This is a genomic window from Candidatus Omnitrophota bacterium, assembly GCA_030688425.1.
Taxonomy (GTDB): Bacteria; Omnitrophota; Gorgyraeia; order Zapsychrales; family JANLHA01; genus JAUYIB01.
This window is the reverse complement of the sequence record JAUYIB010000031.1, coordinates 169,189-192,905: the sequence shown is the minus strand read 5'-3', so window position 1 is coordinate 192,905 and position 23,717 is coordinate 169,189. Positions and strand designations below refer to the sequence as shown.

Annotated in this window: 18 protein-coding genes; all 18 read left to right on the top strand. The window is 57.4% G+C overall.

Annotated features, from left to right (window positions below; genetic code table 11):
• The first annotated feature begins 362 nt into the window (after positions 1-362).
• The 18 genes from Q8Q08_12745 to waaF all read left to right on the top strand — a co-directional run bounded on the left by Q8Q08_12745 (position 363) and on the right by waaF (position 23,709).
• Positions 363-1,079: a hypothetical protein gene (locus tag Q8Q08_12745; protein ID MDP2654881.1), complete on the top strand. Its 717-nt coding sequence runs from the start codon at positions 363-365 to the stop codon at positions 1,077-1,079.
• 312 nt (positions 1,080-1,391) lie between these two features.
• Positions 1,392-2,885 (top strand): hypothetical protein, encoded by a 1,494-nt coding sequence (locus tag Q8Q08_12740; GenBank protein ID MDP2654880.1) that lies wholly within the window; start codon positions 1,392-1,394, stop codon positions 2,883-2,885.
• An 87-nt stretch (positions 2,886-2,972) separates the two neighbouring features.
• The gene (gene pfkA / locus Q8Q08_12735) at positions 2,973-3,938 is read left to right on the top strand and encodes a 6-phosphofructokinase (protein ID MDP2654879.1); all 966 of its coding nucleotides are present in this window, start codon (positions 2,973-2,975) and stop codon (positions 3,936-3,938) included.
• Positions 3,939-4,159: 221 nt separating this feature from the next.
• Complete coding sequence (ilvC, locus tag Q8Q08_12730) at positions 4,160-5,152, top strand: ketol-acid reductoisomerase (protein ID MDP2654878.1); 993 nt, start codon at positions 4,160-4,162, stop codon at positions 5,150-5,152.
• 268 nt (positions 5,153-5,420) lie between these two features.
• Positions 5,421-6,290: a hypothetical protein gene (locus Q8Q08_12725; protein ID MDP2654877.1), complete on the top strand. Its 870-nt coding sequence runs from the start codon at positions 5,421-5,423 to the stop codon at positions 6,288-6,290.
• A 2-nt stretch (positions 6,291-6,292) separates the two neighbouring features.
• Positions 6,293-7,810, top strand: coding sequence for a 2-isopropylmalate synthase (locus Q8Q08_12720; GenBank protein MDP2654876.1), 1,518 nt, complete (start codon positions 6,293-6,295; stop codon positions 7,808-7,810).
• 44 nt (positions 7,811-7,854) lie between these two features.
• The gene (gene aroE / locus Q8Q08_12715; protein ID MDP2654875.1) at positions 7,855-8,721 is read left to right on the top strand and encodes a shikimate dehydrogenase; all 867 of its coding nucleotides are present in this window, start codon (positions 7,855-7,857) and stop codon (positions 8,719-8,721) included.
• Complete coding sequence (locus tag Q8Q08_12710) at positions 8,718-9,737, top strand: prepilin peptidase (protein ID MDP2654874.1); 1,020 nt, start codon at positions 8,718-8,720, stop codon at positions 9,735-9,737. The genes aroE and Q8Q08_12710 overlap by 4 nt, the downstream gene beginning before the upstream one ends.
• 137 nt (positions 9,738-9,874) lie before the next feature.
• A complete protein-coding gene (locus Q8Q08_12705) occupies positions 9,875-10,393 on the top strand; it encodes a shikimate kinase (GenBank protein ID MDP2654873.1) in 519 nt (172 codons plus the stop codon).
• 50 nt (positions 10,394-10,443) lie between these two features.
• Complete coding sequence (gene dprA, locus Q8Q08_12700; GenBank protein ID MDP2654872.1) at positions 10,444-11,535, top strand: DNA-processing protein DprA; 1,092 nt, start codon at positions 10,444-10,446, stop codon at positions 11,533-11,535.
• Between the two features lie 133 nt (positions 11,536-11,668).
• Entirely contained in the window at positions 11,669-13,654 is a 1,986-nt protein-coding gene (gene topA, locus Q8Q08_12695; protein MDP2654871.1) for a type I DNA topoisomerase, read from the top strand.
• 37 nt (positions 13,655-13,691) lie between these two features.
• Positions 13,692-14,552 carry a tyrosine recombinase XerC gene (gene xerC / locus Q8Q08_12690; GenBank protein ID MDP2654870.1) on the top strand — a complete coding sequence of 287 codons (861 nt, stop codon included), beginning with the start codon at positions 13,692-13,694 and terminating at the stop codon, positions 14,550-14,552.
• Positions 14,553-14,580: 28 nt separating this feature from the next.
• Positions 14,581-15,840 carry a 3-deoxy-D-manno-octulosonic acid transferase gene (locus Q8Q08_12685; GenBank protein MDP2654869.1) on the top strand — a complete coding sequence of 420 codons (1,260 nt, stop codon included), beginning with the start codon at positions 14,581-14,583 and terminating at the stop codon, positions 15,838-15,840.
• Positions 15,841-16,129: 289 nt separating this feature from the next.
• Complete coding sequence (gene lpxK, locus Q8Q08_12680) at positions 16,130-17,212, top strand: tetraacyldisaccharide 4'-kinase (protein MDP2654868.1); 1,083 nt, start codon at positions 16,130-16,132, stop codon at positions 17,210-17,212.
• Complete coding sequence (locus tag Q8Q08_12675; protein ID MDP2654867.1) at positions 17,172-19,151, top strand: ELM1/GtrOC1 family putative glycosyltransferase; 1,980 nt, start codon at positions 17,172-17,174, stop codon at positions 19,149-19,151. Before lpxK ends, Q8Q08_12675 begins: the two co-directional genes overlap by 41 nt.
• Positions 19,152-19,288: 137 nt before the next feature.
• Positions 19,289-21,397, top strand: coding sequence for a GT4 family glycosyltransferase PelF (pelF, locus tag Q8Q08_12670; protein ID MDP2654866.1), 2,109 nt, complete (start codon positions 19,289-19,291; stop codon positions 21,395-21,397).
• Positions 21,394-22,485 (top strand): glycosyltransferase family 4 protein, encoded by a 1,092-nt coding sequence (locus tag Q8Q08_12665; protein MDP2654865.1) that lies wholly within the window; start codon positions 21,394-21,396, stop codon positions 22,483-22,485. Before pelF ends, Q8Q08_12665 begins: the two co-directional genes overlap by 4 nt.
• Positions 22,486-22,674: 189 nt before the next feature.
• A complete protein-coding gene (waaF, locus tag Q8Q08_12660) occupies positions 22,675-23,709 on the top strand; it encodes a lipopolysaccharide heptosyltransferase II (GenBank protein MDP2654864.1) in 1,035 nt (344 codons plus the stop codon).
• The last annotated feature ends 8 nt before the right edge of the window (positions 23,710-23,717 follow it).

Genomic DNA, 23,717 nt, shown 5'->3' with positions numbered 1-23,717 from the left:
CCCAGTCGGAAGTATTCAAATTCCTGGAAATATTTTATAACAGGCAACGAATCCATCAGTCCTTGAACTATATTACGCCAGAGATGGCTGAGACCACGGCTGTCCTTTAATTAACCCGTCCGTTAAATCGGGGGTATCTCAGGTCTGTTAGAAGTTGTTGGGGCGGGGGAGGATCGATAGAAACGTTCTGGAGAGTACCCTTTTTAGTAATTTTATGGCCTTTTTTGCCTTACCGGTGTCATTGTCGAGTGTGCGAATATGACTGGAAAGCTTGAATGCAGTGAAGAGGGCAGGGGGACAGTCCCCAACAGGGACAGGGCAATTAGCTCATTATGCGCGGTCCTTAGTAAGGAGTACCAGAAATGAACGACATAACAAGAACTCAGTATTACGATTTGGATGAAATTCAGAAAGAATTCTTGAAGTATGCGCCGGCTTACGCGCAAAAGGAGGCTGCGCAAGCAATATGCAGGGTAATGGAACTCCAAAAACAGGGAGTTCTTCGAAACGGACTTTATTATATAGTTCTTGTTGATCTTATCGGATCTACAAAGTATGGGGCTGCATATGGCAATGATGCCCTTGCTCAAAGAATCAAGAATTTTGTCACAGCATCATTTAGCGCTCTAAATGAAGTGCAGCTTAAAAATATAAGTCTGTTTGTAAAAGAAATTGGCGATGCAGTTCTTTTCGTGTTTCATCATTTCCCTGATATTCTTCTTTGGGCCGCGTCATTTCAAAAATGGCTTGGTTCTTTGAGTGAGGGAGGCGATACGTATCAAATACGCATTTGTGTTAATGTGGGAGAAGTCTCGCTTCAAGGGGTCAACCCCTTATCTCTTGCGGTATCGCAAACATTTAAAATGGAAAAAGTTGTTTCAGCGGGTAAAATTGTGTTGACTGAACCAGCGTATCATGTTGCTTGGCCAACAATTGCCAGAGCGCATCATGGTTTTAAGAAAATTAGAGAAATTCAATTGGATGGATTCGATAAGAAAGTGCCGCTTTATCAGTTGGAAGAACATGATAAGGATGACATTGAACGTGTGGCAAGGGAAAGATTAGATCAAAATCCGTGATACGCAAGTAAGGTTATTTGAGTTCGCTTATGAGTGCCCCCCAAAAATAGTTAATAAACCTTGGAACCACTGCGACATCCTTTTTGGCGATGTCCTTGCCCTTCGGTGACTGCGTGGAATTGACCTTTTTTTGAAAAAGGGCAAAGAAGTTAATTGAAGAGGCGCCCCTGAATGGGGGCTGCCCTCTTTCCGTATAGTTGAATGAGAAGATGCCGGTGCAAGGCACAAAATAGGAGCAGTTGAGCGGTAAGTGCGCTCGGGAAGTGCCGGGTGCCTTCGGCTAGTATTCAGCCATGCCGCAAAGGAGCCGAAATGATTTCAAGAGATAAATTTGACTATTTGATAAACTTGTTTGATTTGGGAACTTCAACTGCAGAGAAAGACCCTCTCCTGCCCGTTGCGCAAATCCGGACGCAGCAGTTCCATGATCTTTGGATGGATCGAATTGATATCGTAAGGGGAATTAAAGGGGCGGGCAAAACCGCACTGTATAGGGTCTTTCACTTGTTGTCTGAATCTTTATGGCAGGATGAAAATTTGTTTTGTATTTTCGGGGTGGAGGCAACAGGGGATCCTGTTTTTTGTAATTTTCGTGACTATTTTGCGCGATTTTCGGCGCTTGATTTTGAGAAATTCTGGACTTTATATTTTTTGTCACTCATAAGGGATTCGATCAATCGAGATAAAAAGCTGCAGGCAATTATATCGAATGCATCGGAGGCTGAAAACCTTGAGGCCTTGTGGGGGAGCCTCGATATCCCATATGAACGCAAGTCTGGGCTTTTAGGTATTGTCGAATCTATTGTGAGGAAGTTCCCTTCTGTGAGGAGAATTGAACCAGGCGTTGCTGTCAACCATAAGTTAGACGGCAGTACTACATATAAGCCAGCGATGGGGATAGAATTTAATGAAAAACAAAATACAGAAAAGCCGAGATATATTGGGGACATCCGTTCTATCCTGTGTTCATTATTAAAAGCGCAGAAATTTAGAATTTGGATTATGTTGGATCGTTTAGATGAGGTTTTTCCGAGACGATCCCAGGAAGAGGAAAATGGCCTGAAAGGTTTGCTAAGGGCGGCATACAATTTGTCCGAGCCCGAATTAAGGATTAAAGTATTTCTTAGGGACGACATTATTGAACAGCTGGCAACCTCGCAAGGGGGGTTTACAGCGCTTACACACGTCACGGATAGGGCGTCTTCAACAATGCGATGGGCAAAAGAAACGATTCTGCGTCTAATTGTAAAAAGGGCCTTTTCGAATGTGGGCATGGCGCAATATTTTTCAATTAATCATGAAGCATTGGAGAATGATCCCAATTATAGAGAAAAAGTTTTCTATGGCATGCTCCCCAAAAAGATAGGGAAAGTCTCTACGCTTGATTGGCTAATGAATGTTTTGTCCGATGGGAATGGGATAGTGACCCCAAGGGATATTATAGATCTCTTTAATCTTGCGAAAGCGGAAGAATATAACGACTTTCAATTGAATGCAACCGATAGAGAGTATTTGATTAGTGCAAAATCTTTGAAAAGTGCGCTTGAGCAACTATCTGTTGAAAAAAGAAATAAAATTTTAATGGCAGAGTTTCCGCATAAGCGAGATAGCATTCTTAAACTTGAGGGAGGATATTCTATACATAGTTCCCAGAGCCTTGAAAAACTTTTTGGTGCAGATTGGAAAGTTGTAACAAATGATTTGATTTCCATCGGTCTTATAAAGCATGATCCTAAAAAAGGATACTATCGAATACCCAAAATATGGATTAAGGGGCTGAGGATTACGCAGGGACAAGCAAAGTAATGTCCTTGGGTAGTGTTCTTGAGGCCCTATTAATGTGCAAATGTTAACTTTAAAACCCCTAACATTTTATTAAAGGAGACTTCCCCCATGCCCATCCACACCCTCGCCATCACCACCGCCGGCGGTGACGGGCCCGGTATGAACGCCGGGATTCGCAGTGTTGTCCGGTCGGCCCTTTCCCAGGGATTAAAAATTGTCGGGATCATGAAAGGTTACGACGGGTTGATCGACGACCTGGTCATTGAGATGGACCACCGCTCGGTGTCGAACATCATCAACCGGGGGGGGACTATCCTCAAAACGGCCCGCTCGCCCCGCATCCGCACGCCGGAAGGTATGGCCAAAGCGGCGGAAACGGTGAAGAAGCATAAGATCGACGGCATGGTCGTGATCGGCGGGGACGGGACTTACCGCGCGGCCGCGGAACTGTGGGAGAAATACAAAATTCCTATCGTGGGCATCCCCGGCACCATTGACAACGATATCACCGGCACAGACCACACCATCAGCTCGGACACGGCCATCAACACGGCCCTGGACGCCATCGACAAGATCCGCGACACGTCGCAAAGCATGGAGCGCATCTTTGTGATCGAGGTCATGGGCAACAAGAGCGGGTTTATCGCGATGGAGGTGGCCCTGGCCGGAGGCGCGGAGGACGTCATCATCCCGGAACTGGAATTCGATTACGAGGAGATGTTCCACCGCATGAAGGAAGGCCACAAGGCGGGCAAGGCCAACTGGCTGGTGGTTACCGCGGAAGGCGCGGCCAAGGCCGTGGACGTGGCGGAGAAAATCACCAAAGGGACCGGGCTTGAGACCCGTTGCACCGTTTTGGGCCATATCCAGCGCGGGGGAGTGCCGGTGGCTTCGGACCGGGTGCTGGCGACCCGGCTGGGCAACGCGGCGGTTAATCTGCTGGTGAAGGGGGAATACGGCAAGGCAGTGGGGATTCTGAAGAACGAGATCAACGTGGTCGACCTCAAAGACGCCCGCCGCACGTCAAACCTGCGGATCGACGAATATTATCGCTTGATAAAAACGCTGACTTAAATTAGAATTATTCTTTCTAATATAAGAGGTTTCACGGTCTTGATTTAGAGCATCAGCCGTGAGGGCTGGGGCTGTATCCCTGGCTCAGACAGTCCTCGCTCCTCGGCTTTTTCTAAAGGGGATGAAAGCCTCGGGCTGCGGAACTCGCCCGGGACACAGCCCCAACCCTCACTATGAGAGAGGGCATAAAATTCTAATTTATTTCGAATGGGGGGAGATGTATGGCTAAGATCTACTATGACAAAGACGCAGATTTGAACGCTATCCAGGGCAAGACGATCGCGGTGATCGGATACGGTATCCAGGGCCGCGGGCAGGCGATGAACCTGCGCGACAGCGGGCTGAAGGTCGTGATCGGGCAGAGACCGGGCGGGCCGAACTATGAGCAGGCCAAGAAGGACGGATTTGAGCCGGTGGACGCCGACGTGGCCGCCAAACAGGCCGACATTATCATCATCCTCACCCAGGACCATGTCCAGGCCGATCTCTACAAGAAATCCATCAAGAAGCACCTCAAAAAAGGCAAGGCCATTGCCTTTTCTCACGGCTTCAACATCCATTTCGGGCAGATCAAGCCGCCGGCTGACGTGGACGTGTGGATGATCGCGCCCAAGAGCCCGGGGGCTTTGGTGCGCCGTCAGTATGAAGAAGGCCGGGGCGTTCCCTGCCTGGTGGCCATTCATCAGAACGCGTCAGGCAACGCCATGCGCGACGCATTGGCTTACGCCCGGGGCATCGGCGGCACGCGCGCCGGCGTCATCGAAACGACCTTTAAGGAAGAGACCGAGACCGACCTGTTCGGCGAGCAGTCCGTGCTTTGCGGCGGGGCCAGCGAGCTCATCAAGGCCGGGTTTGAAACTTTGGTGGAAGCCGGGTATCAGCCGGAGATCGCGTATTTTGAATGTCTGCATGAGCTCAAGCTCATTGTGGATTTGATCTATGAAGGCGGCATCAAGGGCATGCGCAAGCGCGTGTCGGACACGGCCGAATACGGGGATTACACCCGGGGGCCGCGCATCATCACCGACCGCACCCGCAAAGAGATGAAAAAAATCCTCGCCGAGATCCAGAAGGGCAAGTTCGCCCGCGAATGGATCCGCGAGAACAAGAAGGGCCGCGTGAATTTCAACAAGTTCCGCCAGGACAGCGAAAATCATCCCGTGGAAAAGGTCGGCGCCCAGCTCCGCGAGATGATGCCCTGGATGAAGAAGTAGTTTTCCCCCCTCCCCAGCCCTCCCCACCAGGGGGAGGGAGAAATAATTTATTCCCCTCCCTTGATGGGAGGGGTTAGGGGAGGGTGCCCCCCTCCCGTTCCCTCCCCGCGAGGGGGAGGGTGGAAGTGGGAGAAATTTCCGTATGGGGAGAGGGTGGAAGTGGAAAAAATTTCCGCATGGGGGGAGGGGAAAGAGGAAAGTTTCCTGCATGGGGGATTAGGAAAGTCGTAGGTTCGCGGCGCGCGGAGAAAGTGACAAATCCTTTATCATGCGAATCCTTTTGAGTTTGATCTTGGCCCTTGTGTTTGTCCCGCTTCCCCGCGCGGCGCTTGCCCAGGAGCTGACCCCGCAGGAAGTGGTGGATAAGGCCCGGCAGACGTACCAATCTTTGCGGACGCTCCAGGCGGAAGGGTTTGTGAACGACGAGATCGTGTCCGGGGGCAAGCTGAAGAGGGTTGAAAAGTCGTTCAAGATCAAGCTGGGTCGCCCCAATCTGTATCTGCTCGAGTGGTATGAGGACCTCCCCGAGGGCTTCACCAAGACCGTGATTTGGAATTCCGGAAGCAGCGCCAATTATTTCTCGGAAAAAGGGGACGTCCGCAGGAGCAAGGACAGCGACCAGGACATGTTCTTTGATGTGGCCGTGGAATCTTCGGGGCTCACCCGTTCGGTCCCGGCGCTCTTTTTCCGGATCCAGGATTTTCTCGCCGGGATGACCGACCTCAAGCTGGAAGAGTCGGAGTTCGTCCGGGGGGAAGAGTGTTATGTCCTCACCGGCAAATCCGACCTTTCGGCGAACCACAAGCTGTGGGTCTCCAAGGCGCGCTTCGTGATTGTGAAGAATGAATTTGTGTATGACGAGTCGGGCCTGGGCGCCATGGACACGTTTTCCGCGGACAAGGAGATCGAAAAGGCCTTGAAAAGGCCCGCGGACAAAAAGCGTCTGGAGCGGGAACGGGCCGTGATGGCGAAGATGTCTCCCGGGCTGGACCAGTTCATCACCCCGGGCGTCCCGGGAGGGAAAAGGGCGGAGACCTATTACGACGTGATTCTGGATGCGCCCCTGGAAAACAAAGAGTTTGAATTTCAAATGCCGCTGAATACCAAGTTTAAAAAATTTTTTCTGAAGAGAGACTGACCATGGACAATGCCGACAGAGTGATGATTTTCGACACGACCCTGCGCGACGGAGAGCAGGCGCCGGGCGCCAGCATGAACGAGAAGGAAAAGCTGGAGATCGCCTATGCCCTGGAGCGTCTGGGGGTGGACATCATCGAGGCCGGGTTTCCGGTGAGCTCTCCCGGCGACTTCAGCTCCGTCCGGACCGTGGCCCGCCATATCCACGGCTCGACGATCTGCGGGCTGGCCCGCTCGATCAGGAAGGACATCGACGCCGCGGCCGACGCGTTGAAAGACGCCAAACGCGCCCGCATCCACGTTTTTCTGGCCACGTCCAAGATCCATCTGGAGCACAAACTGCGCAAGAGCAAGGAAGAGATCATGCAGATGGCGGTGGACGCGGTGAAATACGCCCGTGACAGGAGGGACGACGTCGAATTTTCGCCGGAAGACGCCAGCCGCAGTGAAAAAGATTTTCTGTATAAAATCCTGGAAGCCGTGATCAACGCCGGGGCCACGACCGTGAACATCCCGGACACCGTCGGCTACAGCACGCCGCTGGAATACGGCCAGCTGATCGCGGACATCAAGAACAACGTTCCGAACATCAACAAGGCCGTGATCTCGGTGCACTGCCACGACGACCTGGGTCTGGCCGTGGCCAACTCTTTGTCGGCCGTGCGCAACGGCGCGCGCCAGGTGGAATGCACCCTCAACGGCATCGGCGAGCGCGCGGGCAACGCCTCGATGGAAGAGATCGTGATGGCCCTGCGGACGCGCGGTGATTTTTACGGCTGTTCGACCAACATCCGCACGCAGGAGATCTGCCGCGCCTCGCGCCTGGTCAGCAAGCTCACCGGCTTTCCCGTTCCGCCGAATAAAGCGATCGTCGGGGCCAACGCCTTCCGCCACGAGTCGGGCATCCACCAGGACGGCATGCTGAAGGAGCGTTCCACTTACGAGATCATGCGGCCGGAAGACGTCGGGTTTATGGAAACCGGCCTGGTCCTGGGCAAGCATTCGGGCCGCCACGCGTTCAAGGCGCGGATCAAGGCGCTGGGCATCGAGCTGAAGGAAGAGGACATCGACAAGGCCTTTGAGCGGTTCAAGCAGGTCGCCGACAAAAAGAAGGAAGTCTTTGACGAGGACCTGAAGGCGATCGTGGAAGACGAATTCAAGATGGTGGACGACACCTGGTCGCTGGTGGCCCTGGAAACGGCCAGCGGCACGAACAGGACCCCGAAGGTCAAGGTGGTCCTGCAGTCGAAAAAGAAAAAATACACCAAGACCCTGACCGGCGACGGCCCCATCGACGCCTGTTACAAGGCGATCGACAGCATCACCCGGATGAAGGGCGAACTGCTGGATTACTCGATCCAGTCCGTGTCCCGAGGCAAGGACGCCCTGGGCGAGGTCACCATCAAGGTCAAACTGCGGGGCCGCAAGGTCATCGCGCACGGCGCCAGCACGGACATCATCGTGGCGTCGGCCAAGGCCTATATCAACGCGGTCAACAAAGTTCTCGCCAACCGGGAATGATTTGATTGAGAATTTCCCCTCCCCGCGAGGGGGAGGGACAACTCATGACAGAACACACCTCAACCTACGGCATTATCGGTTACCCCCTTCAACACAGCTTGTCCCCTTTGATGCACAACACGGCCTTCAAGGCCCTCGGGGTGGACGCGGTCTACAAGACGTTTCCGCTTCAGGAGGCCGAACTGCCGTCGTTTTTCACGCACCTCAAGGAGAAGAAAAGCCCTGTCTTCGGCCTGAACGTGACGGTCCCCTATAAAGAGAAAGTGCTCCCGTTCCTGGACGCCCTGAGCCCGTTCACGATCCGGGTCGGGGCGGTGAACACCATTGTGATTGACGAAGACCGGAAACTGACCGGGTTCAACACGGACGGCCCCGGATTTTTGACGCACCTGATGGAGATGGGAATTTCGACCGCCGGCAAGAGAATCGCGGTCCTCGGCGCGGGCGGGACCACGCGGGCGGTGCTCGCGGCGTTGTGCCTTTTGCCGGAAAAGCCGGCGGCGATCAAGATCTACAACCGGACCACAGCCAAGGCCAGGGAACTTGTGGCCCGGCTGGGAGAAAAGATCGACACGGGCCTGGTGGAAGTGGTGGACCAGATGGACGACTTGAACGTGGAGCTGGCGGACCTGCTGGTCAATACAACTTCGGTGGGACTGAAGGAGGGCGACCCGTGCCTGGTGGACGAGAACCTTCTGCACGCCAACATGCTGGTGTATGACGTGGTCTATAATCCTAAGGAAACGGAATTGCTGCGCAGGGCCAAGGCCAAAGGCGCCAGGACCAGCAACGGCCTGGGGATGCTGTTTTACCAGGGTGTGCTGGCCTTTCAGCACTGGGCCGGTGTCCCGCTGGAAGCGGACGTGAAAGCCAAAATGAGGCAGAGTCTGGAACAGGAAAGGGTCATATGACAGAGCCTCAAATATGGGGAGGTTTGTTTTTTATTCTCGGCGCGATCATCGGTAGTTTTCTGAACGTCTGCATTGCCCGGATGCCGCTGGACCAGTCCATCGTCTGGCCGGGCTCGCACTGTTTCAAGTGCCGGAAGCCGGTTTTGTGGTATGACAATGTTCCGATTCTGAGCTGGTTCATCCTGGGCGGCAAGTGCCGCTTCTGCAAAGAGAGATTTTCTTTCCGTTACCCGCTGGTGGAATTCGTCACGGCCTGCGGGTTTTTGGGATTTTATTTAGCGTTCGGGCTCACGCCCCTGCTGGGGGCGTACCTGGTGATGCTCGGCTGTTTCATCATTGCCACGTTCGTGGACTGGGAACACAAGATCATCCCGGACCAGATCAGCGTCGGCGGGATGTTCGCGGGGCTGGCCTTGAGCGCCGTGATCCCGGGCCTGCACAGCGCCTCGTTCTATCTGATCTCGGCCGGCCGTATTTTCATGTGGGCGGTCGTGGGGATATGCCTGGCGGCCTACCTGGCGAGTTTGTATTATCACCGCGCGACTCTGAGCAAGGAGGACATGGACGGAGAAAAGAATTTCATGCTTCTCCTGGGTATCTTCCTGGGCCTGGAAGGCGCGCTCGCGTTCGCGACCAATGTGGCCAAAGACCGCGCGGGGGATGGGATTTGGCCTTATTTGCTCAGTCTGGACGCATCGCTGATCGGGGCGCTGGTCGGGGGCGGGTTGATCTATTTCCTGGGATTGCTGGGGGAGCTCATGTTCAAAAAGGAAGCCATGGGCGGAGGGGACGTCAAGCTGTTGGCCATGATGGGCGCGTTCTTGGGCTGGAAGCTGGCTTTGCTCACGTTTTTCCTGGCGCCCTTTTTCGGCGCTGTCTGGGGTATCGAAGAAAAGATCAGGACCAAGGAGAGCGTCATCGCCTACGGCCCGTTCCTGGTCCTCGCCGCCATGATCAGCCTGTTCATGGGTGAGCGGATCGTCAACTGGGCCTTGAGCGGGTATGCTATTTTTTGAGGATAGAAGAGAGAAGATTGAAGATCGAAAGAACTAAAAAATTGTAAGTCGCTGTGCCGTTTCCCCGCGTTTTCCCCTGTTTTCCCCATTTTTTTCGCAATTTGACACTTCTTAGAACCCTGTGTTACAATCGGGCCATGAAAAAGAATATTGTTTTGATCGGGTTTATGGGGTCGGGCAAGTCTTTCACAGGCAAAGACCTGGGGAAGAAGCTCAACCGGCGGGTCCTGTCCACGGACGACCTTGTGGAGAAAAAAGCCGGGAAGTCCATTGCCGAGATCTTCCGTGACGAAGGGGAGAAGCATTTTCGCGCTCTGGAAAAGGAAGTCGTTGCCGGAATCGTCTGCGAAGAAGGGGTTGTGGTTGACTGCGGGGGTGGGATTGTCCTGGACCCTGAAAACGTCGCCGCCTTGAAGAAAAACGGCGTCCTGATCTACCTGCGGACAAGCCCGGAATGGGTTTACCGCAGGGTGAAGGGGCAGGTGAAACGGCCGCTGTTGAATGTCCCTGATCCGCAGAAAAAGATCGCGGAGTTACTGAAGGAGAGGGAACCGGCCTATCGCCAGGCCGATCACACGGTTGACACGGATGCCAAGACCTGGGAAGAGGTCGGGGACGAGATCGTGGCGTTATGCAAGAATCTTAGACTCGATTGAGTGGACCACCACAACCCCGGGGGTTGTGGTGGCGGGGTTGGGGGTAAGATATGAATGAGCATGAGGCGTGTTTAATTCTGAACGCCATTGATGTCGGCAACCTTCGCCTGCGCCGGATGATCGGGTATTTCGGCTCTGCCGCACGGGTCCTGGGGCTTGGGAAGGACGTCCTGCAGGCCGAAGCCGGCCTGCCCTCGGACACGGCCCGCAAGATTTCCGAATTTCCCAAAGACAAGTTTCTGAAAAGCGAATATAATCTAATCACGCAAAACAAGATCACCCTGGTCCTTGAAAAAGACGGGTTGTATCCCGCTCAGCTTAAAGAAATTCCGGACGCTCCCGTGGTCCTTTATGCCCGGGGGGATTTACGCGTCTGCCGCCCGCTGTCGCTGGCTGTTGTCGGCTCGCGGCTGGCCTCGGTCTACGGGATGAGCATGGCGGAGCGTTTTTCGGTCCGGCTGGCGGAGATGGGAATCACGATCGTTTCCGGCATGGCGCGCGGGATCGACACGGCCGCGCACCGCGGCGCGCTGAGGGCCGGCGGGAGCACGGCGGCTGTTCTGGGAAGCGGACTCGCCTGCGTGTATCCTCCGGAGAACAAGCCGTTGTTCGAGCGGATCGCGGCGACGGGGGTTGTGATCTCCGAGTTTCCCATGCAGGCCCAGCCGATGCCTTACAATTTTCCCCGCCGCAACCGCGTGATCAGCGGGCTTTCGCTGGGCGTGATCGTTGTGGAAGCGGCCATGAAGAGCGGGGCGTTATTGACGGCCAAGTTCGCGCTGGAGCAGGGGCGCGAGGTGTTTGCCGTTCCCGGCCCTGTGGACCGACCCAACGCGAAAGGCGCGCACCAGCTTTTGAAGGAAGGCGCCAAGCTGGCCGGGTGTGTCGAAGACATTTTGGAAGAGTTGGCCCCGCAAATGCGGGAATGCCTGAAAGAGCCGCAGCCGGCGCCGGAACAGGCCGCGGGCGGAAACAGAATTTTGAAGTATTTGGGTCCGGAACCGGTCCATGTGGACGCGTTGAGCGAAAAAAGCGGATTGTCCGGGCCGGACCTTTTGCCGGCCCTTCTGGATTTGGAATTGCAGCGTCAGGTCAAACAACTGCCCGGGAAATTTTTCGTCCGGGCTTCTAAGGGAAGTTAAGTAATCCCCCCGGCTGCTTCAACCGCCGAAATCGTTTCACGATTTCGGGCGAAGCAAACCGCCGGGGTAAATTCATGCAAATGAGTTATGTCGTCCCGCTTGCGCGGGACTTCCATAACTCATGCATTCATTTATGTCCAAAGCCTTAGTCATCGTCGAATCTCCCGCCAAGGTCAAGACCATCAACAAGATCCTGGGGGACAAGTTCAAGGTCGTGTCCTCGATGGGGCATCTCATCGACCTGCCGAAATCCAAGCTGGGCGTGGATGTCGAGGCCGATTTCGCGCCCAAATGGATCGTGGTCCGGAAGAAACAGAAGGTCCTGACCGCCCTGAAAAAAGAGGCCAAGACCAAGAAAGAAATTTATATCGCCACCGACCCCGACCGCGAAGGGGAGGCCATCGGCTGGAACATCGTCAATCATATCGGCGACGGCAAAAAGATCTACCGCGTGACCTTCCAGGAAATCACCAAAGAGGCGGTGAAGAGGGCCTTTGAGCACCCGCGCAAGTTCGACATGAACAAGATCAACGCGCAGCTGGCCCGCCGGATACTGGACCGCATCGTGGGTTACCAGATCAGCCCACTGTTGTGGAAGAAGGTCGGGTCGCGGCTGAGCGCCGGGCGGGTCCAATCGGTCGCCCTGCGGCTGATCGTCGAGCGAGAGAGGGCCATTCTTGGTTTCGTCCCGCAGGAGTACTGGCAGATCGCGGCGGACCTGCAGAAAAAGGGCTACGAAGACCTTCTGACCGCCCAGCTGGAAAAGATCGACGGCGTCAAACCGGAGATCAAGAACAAGCAGGAGGCCGAAGACCTGACGAACCAGATCAAGGCCGAGTCGTTCGAGGTCGCCGACGTTTCCAAAAAAGAGGTCCGGAGAAATCCGTCCGCGCCGTTCATCACCAGCACCCTCCAGCAGGACGCCTTCAACAAACTCGGATTCAACGCCAGCAGGACCATGATGCTCGCCCAGGAGCTCTATGAAGGGATCGACCTGGGGGACGGCGAGACCGTCGGGTTCATCACCTACATGAGGACCGACTCGGTCAACATCGCCAAGGAGGCCGTGGACAAGGTGCGCGGGTTCATCGGAGAATCTTACGGCGCGAAATACCTGCCGTCCTCGCCGAATGTGTATAAATCCAAAAAGTCCGCCCAGGAAGCCCATGAGGCGATCCGGCCCACCGACGTGTTGCGCAAGCCCGAAGACGTGCGGCGCGTTCTTTCCGACGATCTGTTCGCGCTGTATTCCCTGATCTGGAAGCGGTTCGTGAGCTCCCAGATGATGCCCGCCGTGTTCGAGCAGAAGCGCATTGAGATCAACGCCGGAAAATTCCAGTTCGGCGCGTCGGGTTCCTCGCTGGTCTTTGACGGTTATCTGACCCTGTACCGGGACGTCGAGGACGAAGAGGGCAAAGTCGATATTTCTCATTACCTGAAGGGCGACCCCCTCGCGCTGGTCGAGGTGAGGCCCACCCAGCATTTCACCAAGCCGCCGGCCCGCTATTCGGAAGCGAGCCTGGTCAAGGCGCTCGAGGAGGAAGGGATCGGGCGGCCCAGCACGTACGCGTCCATCATCTCGACGCTGGTCGCGCGGAATTACGTTTTGCGGGAGCGCGGGTATTTTACGGCGACGGAACTGGGGATGCGCATCTGCGATCTGCTGGTCGAATATTTCGCCAAGATCATGGACATCGGGTTCACCGCCAAGATGGAAGAGTCGCTGGACCTGGTGGAAGAGGGACAGTTGAATTACGTCGGCCTTTTGAGCGAGTTTTACAAGCCGTTCAAGGAAGAGCTGGATTACGCCATGAACACCATCGAGAAGACCCAGGAGTTCGTGGACATGGACTGCCCCGATTGCGGGCGCAAGATGGTCGTGAAATGGGGCCGACGCGGAAAGTTCCTGAGCTGTTCCGGTTTCCCCGAGTGCAAATACGCCAAACCGATCACGACCGGTATCAAATGCCCCCTGCCCGACTGCGACGGGGAACTCACCAAGCGCCGTTCCCGCCGGGGCGCGTTCTACGGCTGCAGCCGGTATCCCAAGTGCACCTATACCGCCAATGAGCTGCCCGGCGACGCGTCGCCGGCGCCCGGAGGCGGGGCGGCCGTCTGACGTTTTCGTTCCGGCCTGTCGCAAGAGGGGACCCCCCATGAACAGGTATCTGGAAAAATTCCTTTCGTACATCGAGATCGAAAAAAATTATTCCCCGCACACCTCGCTCAACTACCGGCTTGACCTCGAAGAGTTTTTTAAATTCAGCGGCGAGATGGCCGTTGAAAAAATGGATTATCTCCATCTGCGGAAGTTCCTCGTCGAGCTGAAGGGCCGCCAGCACAGGCCCCGCACCATGGCCCGCAAGCTTTCGTCCCTGCGCAGTTTTTTCCGTTTCCTCCAGAGGGAAGGGCTTATCAAGAACAACCCGGCCGTGCTTCTGCAGACGCCCAAGCTCGACAAGACGCTCCCGAAATTTTTGACGGAAAAGGAAATGACCGAGCTGATCGATTCGCCATCGACGGTAAAGGCGATGGGCTCCCGGGACAAGGCGATCCTGGAGACGCTTTACGGCACCGGGATCCGCGTCAGCGAACTGGTCGGGCTGGACGTGGACAGCGTGGATTTGATCGGCAATCTGGCGAAGGTCCGGGGCAAGGGGAAGAAGGAGCGGCTGGTGCCGGTCGGCGAAAAAGCCGTCGAGGCGGTCCGGGAGTACCTGAAAAAGCGCAAAGGCCGGGGCTCGGCGCTTTTTTTGAACAAGAACGGAACGCGGCTGTCGGCGCGGAGCGTTTGCAACATCGCGCACAAATACATCAAGCTGACGTCGGCCAACAGGAATATCTCCCCGCACGTCCTGCGCCATTCGTTTGCCACACACCTGCTGAACCGCGGGGCGGACCTGCGGTCTGTCCAGGAACTGCTCGGGCACGTGAACCTGTCCACGACCCAGATCTACATGCACGTGACCACGGAAAAGTTGAAGAGCGTTTACGAGAAGGCGCATCCGAGGGCGTGAGGAGACGCAGTGACAGAGGTGAGGGACTATGGCGTTGTTGTATGACATTGTTTACCTGATCTTCATTGCGGTGTATCTTCCGGTCGCGGTGGCGCGGGGAAAATGGCCGGCGGGTCTCGGGATGCGGTTCGGCGCTTTCCCCAAAGCCCTTGCCGATGACCTGCGCCAGAGGGAGAACATCTGGGTCCACGCGGTCAGCGTCGGCGAAGTTCTGGCGGTCGCGGGGCTGATCCAGAGGATCAAATCGGTCTTCCCCAGGTACCGGATCGTCCTGTCCACGGTCACGCGCACCGGATACGAGCTGGCCAAGAGCAAATTGTCCGGCGATGACGTGCTGATCTTCGCCCCGCTGGATTTCAGCTGGGCGGCCCGCAAATATGTCCGGCTGATCCGCCCGAAAATGTATCTCTCGGCCGAGACCGAGATCTGGCCCAACCTGTTCGCCGTCCTCTCGGATTACCGCGTGCCGCTGGTGCTGGTCAACGGCCGCATTTCGGAAAAGTCGTTCCGGAATTACCGGAAGGTCCGGATGTTCCTTAAAGGGGTCCTTCAGGCGGTGACCGTGTTCGGCATGCAGACAGAGGAGGATGCCGCCCGGATCCTGGAGATGGGCGCGCCGGTGGACAAGATCAGGATTTTCGGCAACATCAAATTCGACGGACTTTCCGACAAGGACGGTTACCGGCGGGAGGATTTCGGGTACAAGCCCGATGAGGCCGTGTGGATCGCCGGCAGCACGCACCCGGGGGAAGAGGAGATCGTCCTGGATGTGTTCGCCCGTCTGCGCGGAGAGTTCCCGAGCCTGCGTTTGATCGTCGCGCCCCGGCATGTCGAACGGGGCAAGCCGGTCTCGGCCCTGGTGGAATCGCGGGGCTTTCAGACGGTTTTCTTTTCCAAAAGGTCAGGTCCTGTCCCGGCCGGCGCGGTTTTGGTCGTGGACACGATCGGGCATTTGCGGCCGCTGTACGGCCTGGCCTCGGTCGTGTTCATGGGCAAAAGCCTGCGCGGGCACGGCGGGCAGAACATCATCGAGCCGGCGGTGTTCGGCAAGCCGATCCTCACCGGCCCGCACATGGAAAACTTCCGCCAGGTCACGGAGCTCTTCCTTGGAGCGGATGCCCTTGTCCAGGTCTCCGGCCCGGAGGAATTGTATTCTGCGCTCAGAGAACTTCTGCGGCATCCCGACCGCGCCGCCGCCCTTGGCGGTTCGGCCAAAGCCGTGATCAGCAAATGCCAGGGAGCCACCCAGCGCGCCCTGGACACCATCTCCAGTCTCCTGCCCCGTTGACCCCGTAATAAAGCAATATTTATTTCAATACTCGTATTATAATGATTTTTGTGTAAAATGAATGAGGCCCAAATTTATGCCGTTATGCGGCATAAATTTGAGGCCGAATTCATCCCGCCGGTTCTTGCGCAGCAAGAGGCGGGATGAATGAGTATAGAAGAGCCCAAATTTATGCCGTTATGCGGCATAAATTTGAGGCCGAATTCATCCTGCGTAGCATGAGCGAGCCTGCGAGCGAATGACTGCGAAGCAGGGTAAATGAGACTTGCGAACCATCGCACAAAACCCAATGCCATTCCAACCCCGAGCATATCTCCACAGCGTCATCGCCGACCCAACGGGAAAGCGGGGCGCGTGGTTGCATCCTTTGTTGTGGCTTTTGTCCCTGGGCTATGCCTGCCTTTCCGGGCTCATCCGGGGCCTTTACCTGAAAGGGCTTTTCAAGCGGCAAACCCTCGGACGGCCGGCGATCAGCGTGGGCAATCTGACGTGGGGCGGCGTTGGCAAAACGCCCCTGGTTTTATTCCTCGCGGAATCTCTGGCGGGCCGGGGAAAAACACCGGCGGTCCTGACGCGCGGTTACGGGTCCCGGCGCGCCGGCGGTTCCGGCAACGGGGAGAGCGACGAAGTTTTGCTTTTGCGGCAGGCCCTGCCGGGAATTCCGGTGGAGGTTGGCAGAGACCGGGCGCGGGCGGCCGGGAATCTCCTTGAAAAAAATCCGGGCGTTGATATTTTTCTTCTGGACGACGGTTTTCAGCAATGGCGCGTCCGCAGGGATCTGGATATCGTTGTCGTGGACAGCGGGAACCCGTTCGGCAACGGGCATCTTCTTCCGCGGGGGATCCTTCGGGAGCCCCTGTCGTCTCTGAAGAGGGCGGACGTCGTTGTCCTGACCAAGGCCGACTTGTCGGGGCCGGGGATCTATGATCTGAAAGACCGGGTCCGCCTGATCCATCCGTCGGCGACGGTCGTTGTTTCGGTCCACCGGCCCAGGGCGCTCGCGCCTTTGTCCGGCGGCCCGGTGGTCGGGCTGGACGCGCTGAAAGGCCGCAGGATCGCCGCGTTCTGCGGCATCGGAGACCCGGAGGGTTTCCGCAAGACCCTGGAACAGCAGTCGGCAAAGGTTGAAAAATTTTTCGCCTTTGAGGACCATCATTGGTATACGCCGGGCGATTGGGAACTGATCGCGGGCGGCTGCCGCGAGGCCGGTGTGGAATGGCTGGTGACGACGTCCAAGGACGCCGTTAAAGTGATGCAGGCGCCTGTGCCGGAACTGAAGGGCCTCAAAATTTTTGAACTGAAGATCACCATCAGCATCACAGAGGGGTACGATGAATTTCTTCGCAGAGTGGATCATTTACTGGCTCGTTAAGTCCTTTGGGGCCATTGTCCGGATCTTGCCGGTCTCGGCCGCGCTGGCCGTCGGGCGCGGCATCGGCCGGCTGGCTTATTACGGGGATTTCAAGCACCGTTCCATTGCCTACGCGAACATCAAGGCCGCCTTTGCCAAGACCAAATCCTACCCGGAAATCAAGTCCATCGCCAAGCAGGTCTTTGGGAATTACGGGCAGAATCTGGTTGAACTGCTCCGTCTTCCGCTGTTGAACGCCGCCAACTATGAAAGGTACGTTCAGATCGAGGGACGGGAACACGCCGAGGCGGCCCTCAAGGGCGGCAAGGGGTTGATCCTTCTGGCCATGCATTTCGGCAGCTGGGAATTGTCCAGCGTGGCCTGCGCCATGCTGAGCCGTCAGTACAAGGTCATCGTCAAGCCGCAGAAACGATACTCCCGGCTGGACCAGCTGCTGAACGATTACCGGGGCTGCGGCGGGTCGGTGGTAATCGAGCGGGGGGTGGGGACGCGCGAATTGATCAAGAGTCTGAAGAACAACGAGATCATCGGCATGGTCGTGGACCAGGGCGGGCGGGACGGGGTCCTGGTCCCGTTTTTTGAGCGCCAGGCCTCGATGTCGTCCGGCGCGATCCGCATCGGGATCAAGATGGGGGTCCCGATCTGTTTCGCGGTCATTGTCCGGACAGGCAAGAGCGAAGGGCCGTATCACCGGCTGATCATCCATGAGCCGATGGTCCTGGACCAGACCGACGACGGCGAAGCGGACGTGGTCTCGAATCTGCGCAAGGTCACCGCGAACATGGAAAAATATATCCAGGAATATCCGGCGGAATACATGTGGTTTTACAAGATATGGAAATACGCCAAGGAATCGGTGACGCTGATCCTCAACGACGGGCGGACCGGGCACCTGCGCCAGTCCCAGGCCGTGGCCTCCACGATCGAAAAGGCCCTGGCGGAGCGGGGCGTGACGTCGTCGGCCGTGGTCCAGGACGTTGTGTTCAGGAACCGCTGGTTCCAGAGGTTGATGTCGTTGATCAGTCTTTTCGCCAACAGCTATTTTTTCCACGGCCGCGCGGGAATGCTCCGGTGGTTCCTGAGGCCGGAATCCTGCCAGGGACTCTTGTCGTGCAAGGCCGATTTTGTGATCTCCTGCGGCTCCTCGCTGGCGGCGGTGAATTTTTTGCTCGCCAACGATTTCCTGGCCAAGAGCATCGTTATCATGAGGCCGGGGCTGTTGTCCTATGACCGTTTTGACCTTGTGATCCTTCCGGAGCATGACAAGGCGCCGAAGGAGACCACGTCCCTGGTGGCGGTGACCAAGGGGGCGCCGAACCTGATTTCACCGGAATACCTGGAAGAACAGGCGCGGCTGCTGACCCGGCGGTACTCGCATTTGAAATACAGCGGGAAGATCAAGATCGGCGTCCTGCTGGGAGGCGACACCAAGGATTACGAATTCACCGAGTCGTACGCCCGCACCGTGATGAACCAGATCAAGGAAGTGGCCAACGAGTTCAACGCCGAGGTCCTGATGACCACGTCGCGGCGCACCGCGTCCGGCGTGGAAAATATCCTGGCCAGGGAATTCAAGAAGCACCCCTGCTGCGAGCTGTTGATCCTGGCCAACCGGCACAACGTCCCTGAGGCCGTCGGAGGGATCCTGGGGCTGGCGAACATCCTGGTGGTGTCCGGGGACAGCATTTCCATGGTGTCGGAGGCGGCCAGCTCGGGCAAAGAGACCATCGTGTTCCCGATCCAGGTCCGCAATCCCGAGGGGAAACGGCCGCACAAGCACATCGCGTTCCTGGACCGCCTGCAGGCGCAGGGCTATATCGTCAGCGCCGACGTCAAGGACATCGGCCGGACGATATACGACGTCGCCAAGAAAAAGATCAGCACGAAAAAGCTGGATGACTACGAAATCATCCTGGCCGCCGTCAAACAGGTCATTTAATGAGCACATCATTTGCGGAGCGTTAGCGAACGCAAATGATCTGTGCGCCTGCCTGCCGGCAGGCAGGAATTAACCCCGGCCGTCTTGCCCCGCGAAGCGGTGGGGCAGCCGGGGTCCATTTCACAGGAATTAAGAATATGCGCATCCTCCAAATCCTTCCCGAACTGAACGTCGGCGGCGTCGAAACCGGCACCGTGGACTTCGCCAAATATCTCAAGAAGCACGGCTATGAGTCCGTCGTGGTGTCCAACGGCGGGCCCATGGTGGCCGAGCTGGACAAGGAAGGGATCCGGCATTACGCCCTGCCGGTCCACCGCAAAAATCCCTGGGTCGCCTTCCGGTGCGTCATGGCCCTGCGCAAGATCATCCGGCAGGAAAAGATCGACATCGTCCACGCCCGGTCGCGCGTCCCGGCCTGGGTCTCGTATTTCGCCTGCCGTTCCACGACCGCCCAGTTCATCACGACGTGCCACGGATATTATTCCAATAAATTCCCCAGCCGGGTGATGGGGTGGGGAAAACTGGTGATCGTGCCCAGCGAGGTGATCGGCCGCCACATGATCGAGGATTTTCGCGTCTCGATGGACAGCATCCGCTGCATTCCCCGGAGCGTGGATCTCTCCCGGTTCACGGTTCGGAAGCCCGACACCTCGGACCGTCCGTATTCTGTCATTTCCATCGTGGGCCGCATCACGCCGCTCAAGGGGCACATTTATTTTTTGAAGGCCATGGCCAGGGTGGTCCGGCAGAGGCCGTATGTGAAGATCTGGATCATCGGCGACGCCCCGGAAGGCAAGGAGAATTACCGGCAGGACCTGGAGACCCTTGTCCAGCGGCTGGGCCTGCAGGAATATGTCGAATTCCTCGGCAACCGCCGGGACGTCCCGGAACTGCTTGCCAACACCGACGTGCTGGTGATGGCGTCCATTGAGCCGGAGTCCTTCGGCCGGGTGATCGTCGAGGCCCAGGCCGTCGGCGTGCCTGTTGTCGCCACCGAAGTGGGCGGGGTGATGGAGATCATTGAACACGAAAAGACCGGACTGCTGGTCATGCCCCAGGACCCCGACGCCATGGCCCAGGCCGTGCTGAGGGTCCTGAGCGACCGCAAGCTCGCGTCCCATCTCGTCGCCGCCGCGCGCAAAAAGCTGGAGCAGAAATACACGCTGGACCACATGGCCGGGCAGACCCTGAAGGTCTACCATGAATTGCTCGAGATGACGCACATCCTCGTCATCAAACTCAGCTCGATCGGGGACGTGATCCTGGTGACCGCGTCGCTCAAGGCGCTGAGAGACCGTTTCCCCCTGGCCAAGATTTACTGCCTGGTGGGGGAGGACGCCCGGCAGGTCCTGCGGAGATGTCCCTACCTCGAGGGCGTCATCCCCTGGGACACGAAGGGCCGCGACGGCGGGTTCTGGGGGATTGTCCGGCTGGCGCAAAAATTGAGGGATTATAAATTCGACAAAGTGGTGGATTTCCAGAACAACGCGCGCAGTCATTTTTTGGGGTATCTGTTGTTCGCGCGCGACACCTACGGCTACAACAACGGGTTCAAGAAGCTGGGCTTTTTTCTCAACCGCCCGGTCAAGGACCCCAACCCCCGACTTCCTCCGGTGGAACACCAGTTCCAGGTCCTGCGCATGCTGGACATCCCGTATCGCAAGGACGTGAATTTGAATTTGTGGCCGTCGTCCCGGGACCACGCCCACGCGCAGGTCCTGCTCGATTCGGAATGGATGGGCAGCACCGCGCAGATCGTCGGGATCAACATCGCGGCCTCGGGAAAGTGGGAGACGAAGAACTGGCCGGTCGAACACATCGCCGCCTTGTGCGACATGCTGGGCCGGGAGAATGTCCGGGTTCTCGTCACCGGGATCGAAAAGGACCGTGAGGCGGCAAACCGCCTTTTGAAGCTCGCGAAGTCCAAGCCGGCGGTTTTTATCGGCAAGACGGACCTGATGGAGCTGGCGTCGCTCATCAAGCGCTGCAACGTCTACATCTCTCCGGATTCCGCGCCCATGCACATCGCCGCGGCCATGCGCGTGCCTTTCATCGCGCTGTTCGGCCCGACGGATTCCGCCCGGCACGTCCCGCCGGCCAAGGATTACGTGGTCATGGAAAAGTCCATGGCCTGCAAGCCGTGCTACAGTCCGGCGTGCAAGATCTTGACCCACGCCTGCATGAAGGAGATCACGCCCGAAGAAGTCTTCAAGCAGGTCAAACGTTTTGTGACCGTGAGCGTATGAACATTCTGCTGACGACAACCCACGTGAACACCGGCGGGATCACCAGTTATCTTTTGACCCTGTCGCGGGGACTGGTCCTCAAGGGGCACGGGGTGTGGCTGGCGTCTTCCGGCGGCAACCAGGAAGCCGATTTCGCGGCGTGCGGCGTGCGGTGCCTGACCGAAAACATCCGTACGAAGTCGGAGTTGAACCCGAAGATATATCTCACCGCAGGGAAATTGCGGCTGGTGGTCCGTGAGCAGAACATCAGCGTGGTCCACGCGCACACGCGCGTGACCCAGGTCATGGCGGCCTGCCTGAAGAAAATGACGGGGACGCCGTTTGTTTCGACCTGTCACGGATTTTTCAAGCCACGGCTGTTCCGCCGGCTGTTTCCCCTCTGGGGAGACCGCGTGATCGCGATCAGCCCGCAGGTCCGGGAGCATCTGGCTAAGGATTTCCGTGTCGCGCAGGACCGGATCGCGCTCGTCCCCAACGGCATCGACGTGGATTCGTTCGTCCTTCCGGAAGGGCGGAGGAGGGAGGCGAGGGCGGCGTGGGGCCTGCAGGACAATCAAGTGATCGGCATCATCGCCCGCCTGTCGGATGTCAAAGGCCATGACGTTCTTATCAAGGCCATGCCCGCGGTCTTGAAAAAAGTCCCGGCCGCCGTGCTGATGATCGTCGGCGTCGGCCGCGAGGAGGAGGTCCTGAGGAGCCGGGTCAAGGCCCTGGGTCTTGAGCAGAAGGTCCGTTTCCATCCCTCGGTCAACCGGACCCGGGAGTTTCTAACCGGATTCGACGTTTTTGTCATGCCGTCCCTGCAGGAAGGGCTGGGGCTTTCGGTCATGGAAGCCCAGGCCGCGGGGCTGGCGGTGGTCGCGTCCCGCGTCGGAGGATTGCCGAGCCTCATCGAAGACGGCAGGACCGGTCGGCTTGTCCCTCCGGGAGACGAGGCCGCGCTGGCGGAGGCGATAGCCGGGCTTTTGCAGGACCCGGCCCGGGCCGCCGCGTTCGGGAGCGCGGCCCGCGAGTTTATCCGGAAAAACTTCTCCGCTGAGCAGATGGTGGAGAAGACCCTGGATGTTTACAGGTCCGTCGACGGGTAGAAATGTGAATTAGGGTAGCGTTGGAGAGCCGGGGCAGTATCCCGTGCTCAGACAGTCCTCGCTCCTCGGCTTTTTTCAATAGAAATGAAAGCCTCGGGCTGCGCCTGCCTGCCGGCAGGCAGGGAACTCGCGCGGGACACTGCCCCGGCCCTCTATTCTCTTGTTGAATTTGTTATTGGGAAGATTCGCATGGCAGGCACTTATAAAAATATTTTGGTCTCCAGCGTCAATTGGCTCGGGGACGTGATTTTTTCAACGCCGGTTTTCCGGAACATCAAACAGAATTGTCCCGGCGCCCGGGTCTCGTGTCTCGCTGTCCCGCGTGTCGCGGAAATCCTTGAGTGCTGTCCGGACGTGGATGAGATCCTTGTTTATGAAGAGAAAGGCCGGCACAGGGGACTGTTGGGGAAGGGGAGCATTATCCGCGAACTGCGCCGCCGGAAATTCGACGCGGCGTTTTTTCTGCGTCCGTCCCTGAGCCGCGCCACATTGGCGTGGGCCGCGGGGATCCCGGCGAGGATCGGCACCGCGCGGAAGGGCCGATGGTTTTTGACGTCTTCCGTCGAGCCTCTGCCGGAGGACCGGCACCGGAGCGATCAGTATCTGGGGCTTCTGGAAGGGATCGGATGGACGGTACCGGACCGGACCTGCCGGCTGGCTGTCCCGGCTCCAGCGGGAAAGTCGGTCCGATCTCTCCTATCTTCGAAAGGCATTGAGGACACGGACAGGATCGCGGTCTTTCACGTCGGCGGGAACTGGGACCTCAAGCGCTGGCCCAGAGAGAATTTTGTCCCGGTTGCGGAGGGCCTGCAGGCGCGGTCGCTCCGGGTGGTGATCTCGGGTGGAAAGGGAGACGCGCCTGACGCCGAATGGATTTCCGGGAGATCCGGCCGCCGGCCTGTGGTCCTCGCCGGACAGACGGACTTGAAACAGCTTTTGGCCCTGATGGACCGGGCTTCTGTGGTGATCTCCGCCGATTCCGGGCCTTTGCACCTGGCGTCGGCCGCCGGGACTCCGGTGGTCGGGATTTTCGGCCCCACGCGGCCGGAAGTGACCGGGCCGAGGGGGGCAGGGCGTTGCGAACCGCTGATCAATGACGTGGGTTGCAACCGCGCGCCGTGTTATTACCTGGAATGCCCCGACAATGTCTGCATGAAATCTGTCAAACCCGATGATGTGCTGCAGGCCGCGTTCCGATGTCTGGACGGCAGGCGGCCTGTCTGATCCTGCAT

Coding starts and splice junctions, on each gene's coding strand:
- Q8Q08_12745 (MDP2654881.1), top strand. CDS start 363: ATGAACGACATAACAAGAACTCAGTATTACGATTTGGATGAAATTCAG.
- Q8Q08_12740 (MDP2654880.1), top strand. CDS start 1,392: ATGATTTCAAGAGATAAATTTGACTATTTGATAAACTTGTTTGATTTG.
- pfkA (MDP2654879.1), top strand. CDS start 2,973: ATGCCCATCCACACCCTCGCCATCACCACCGCCGGCGGTGACGGGCCC.
- ilvC (MDP2654878.1), top strand. CDS start 4,160: ATGGCTAAGATCTACTATGACAAAGACGCAGATTTGAACGCTATCCAG.
- Q8Q08_12725 (MDP2654877.1), top strand. CDS start 5,421: ATGCGAATCCTTTTGAGTTTGATCTTGGCCCTTGTGTTTGTCCCGCTT.
- Q8Q08_12720 (MDP2654876.1), top strand. CDS start 6,293: ATGGACAATGCCGACAGAGTGATGATTTTCGACACGACCCTGCGCGAC.
- aroE (MDP2654875.1), top strand. CDS start 7,855: ATGACAGAACACACCTCAACCTACGGCATTATCGGTTACCCCCTTCAA.
- Q8Q08_12710 (MDP2654874.1), top strand. CDS start 8,718: ATGACAGAGCCTCAAATATGGGGAGGTTTGTTTTTTATTCTCGGCGCG.
- Q8Q08_12705 (MDP2654873.1), top strand. CDS start 9,875: ATGAAAAAGAATATTGTTTTGATCGGGTTTATGGGGTCGGGCAAGTCT.
- dprA (MDP2654872.1), top strand. CDS start 10,444: ATGAATGAGCATGAGGCGTGTTTAATTCTGAACGCCATTGATGTCGGC.
- topA (MDP2654871.1), top strand. CDS start 11,669: ATGTCCAAAGCCTTAGTCATCGTCGAATCTCCCGCCAAGGTCAAGACC.
- xerC (MDP2654870.1), top strand. CDS start 13,692: ATGAACAGGTATCTGGAAAAATTCCTTTCGTACATCGAGATCGAAAAA.
- Q8Q08_12685 (MDP2654869.1), top strand. CDS start 14,581: ATGGCGTTGTTGTATGACATTGTTTACCTGATCTTCATTGCGGTGTAT.
- lpxK (MDP2654868.1), top strand. CDS start 16,130: ATGCCATTCCAACCCCGAGCATATCTCCACAGCGTCATCGCCGACCCA.
- Q8Q08_12675 (MDP2654867.1), top strand. CDS start 17,172: ATGAATTTCTTCGCAGAGTGGATCATTTACTGGCTCGTTAAGTCCTTT.
- pelF (MDP2654866.1), top strand. CDS start 19,289: ATGCGCATCCTCCAAATCCTTCCCGAACTGAACGTCGGCGGCGTCGAA.
- Q8Q08_12665 (MDP2654865.1), top strand. CDS start 21,394: ATGAACATTCTGCTGACGACAACCCACGTGAACACCGGCGGGATCACC.
- waaF (MDP2654864.1), top strand. CDS start 22,675: ATGGCAGGCACTTATAAAAATATTTTGGTCTCCAGCGTCAATTGGCTC.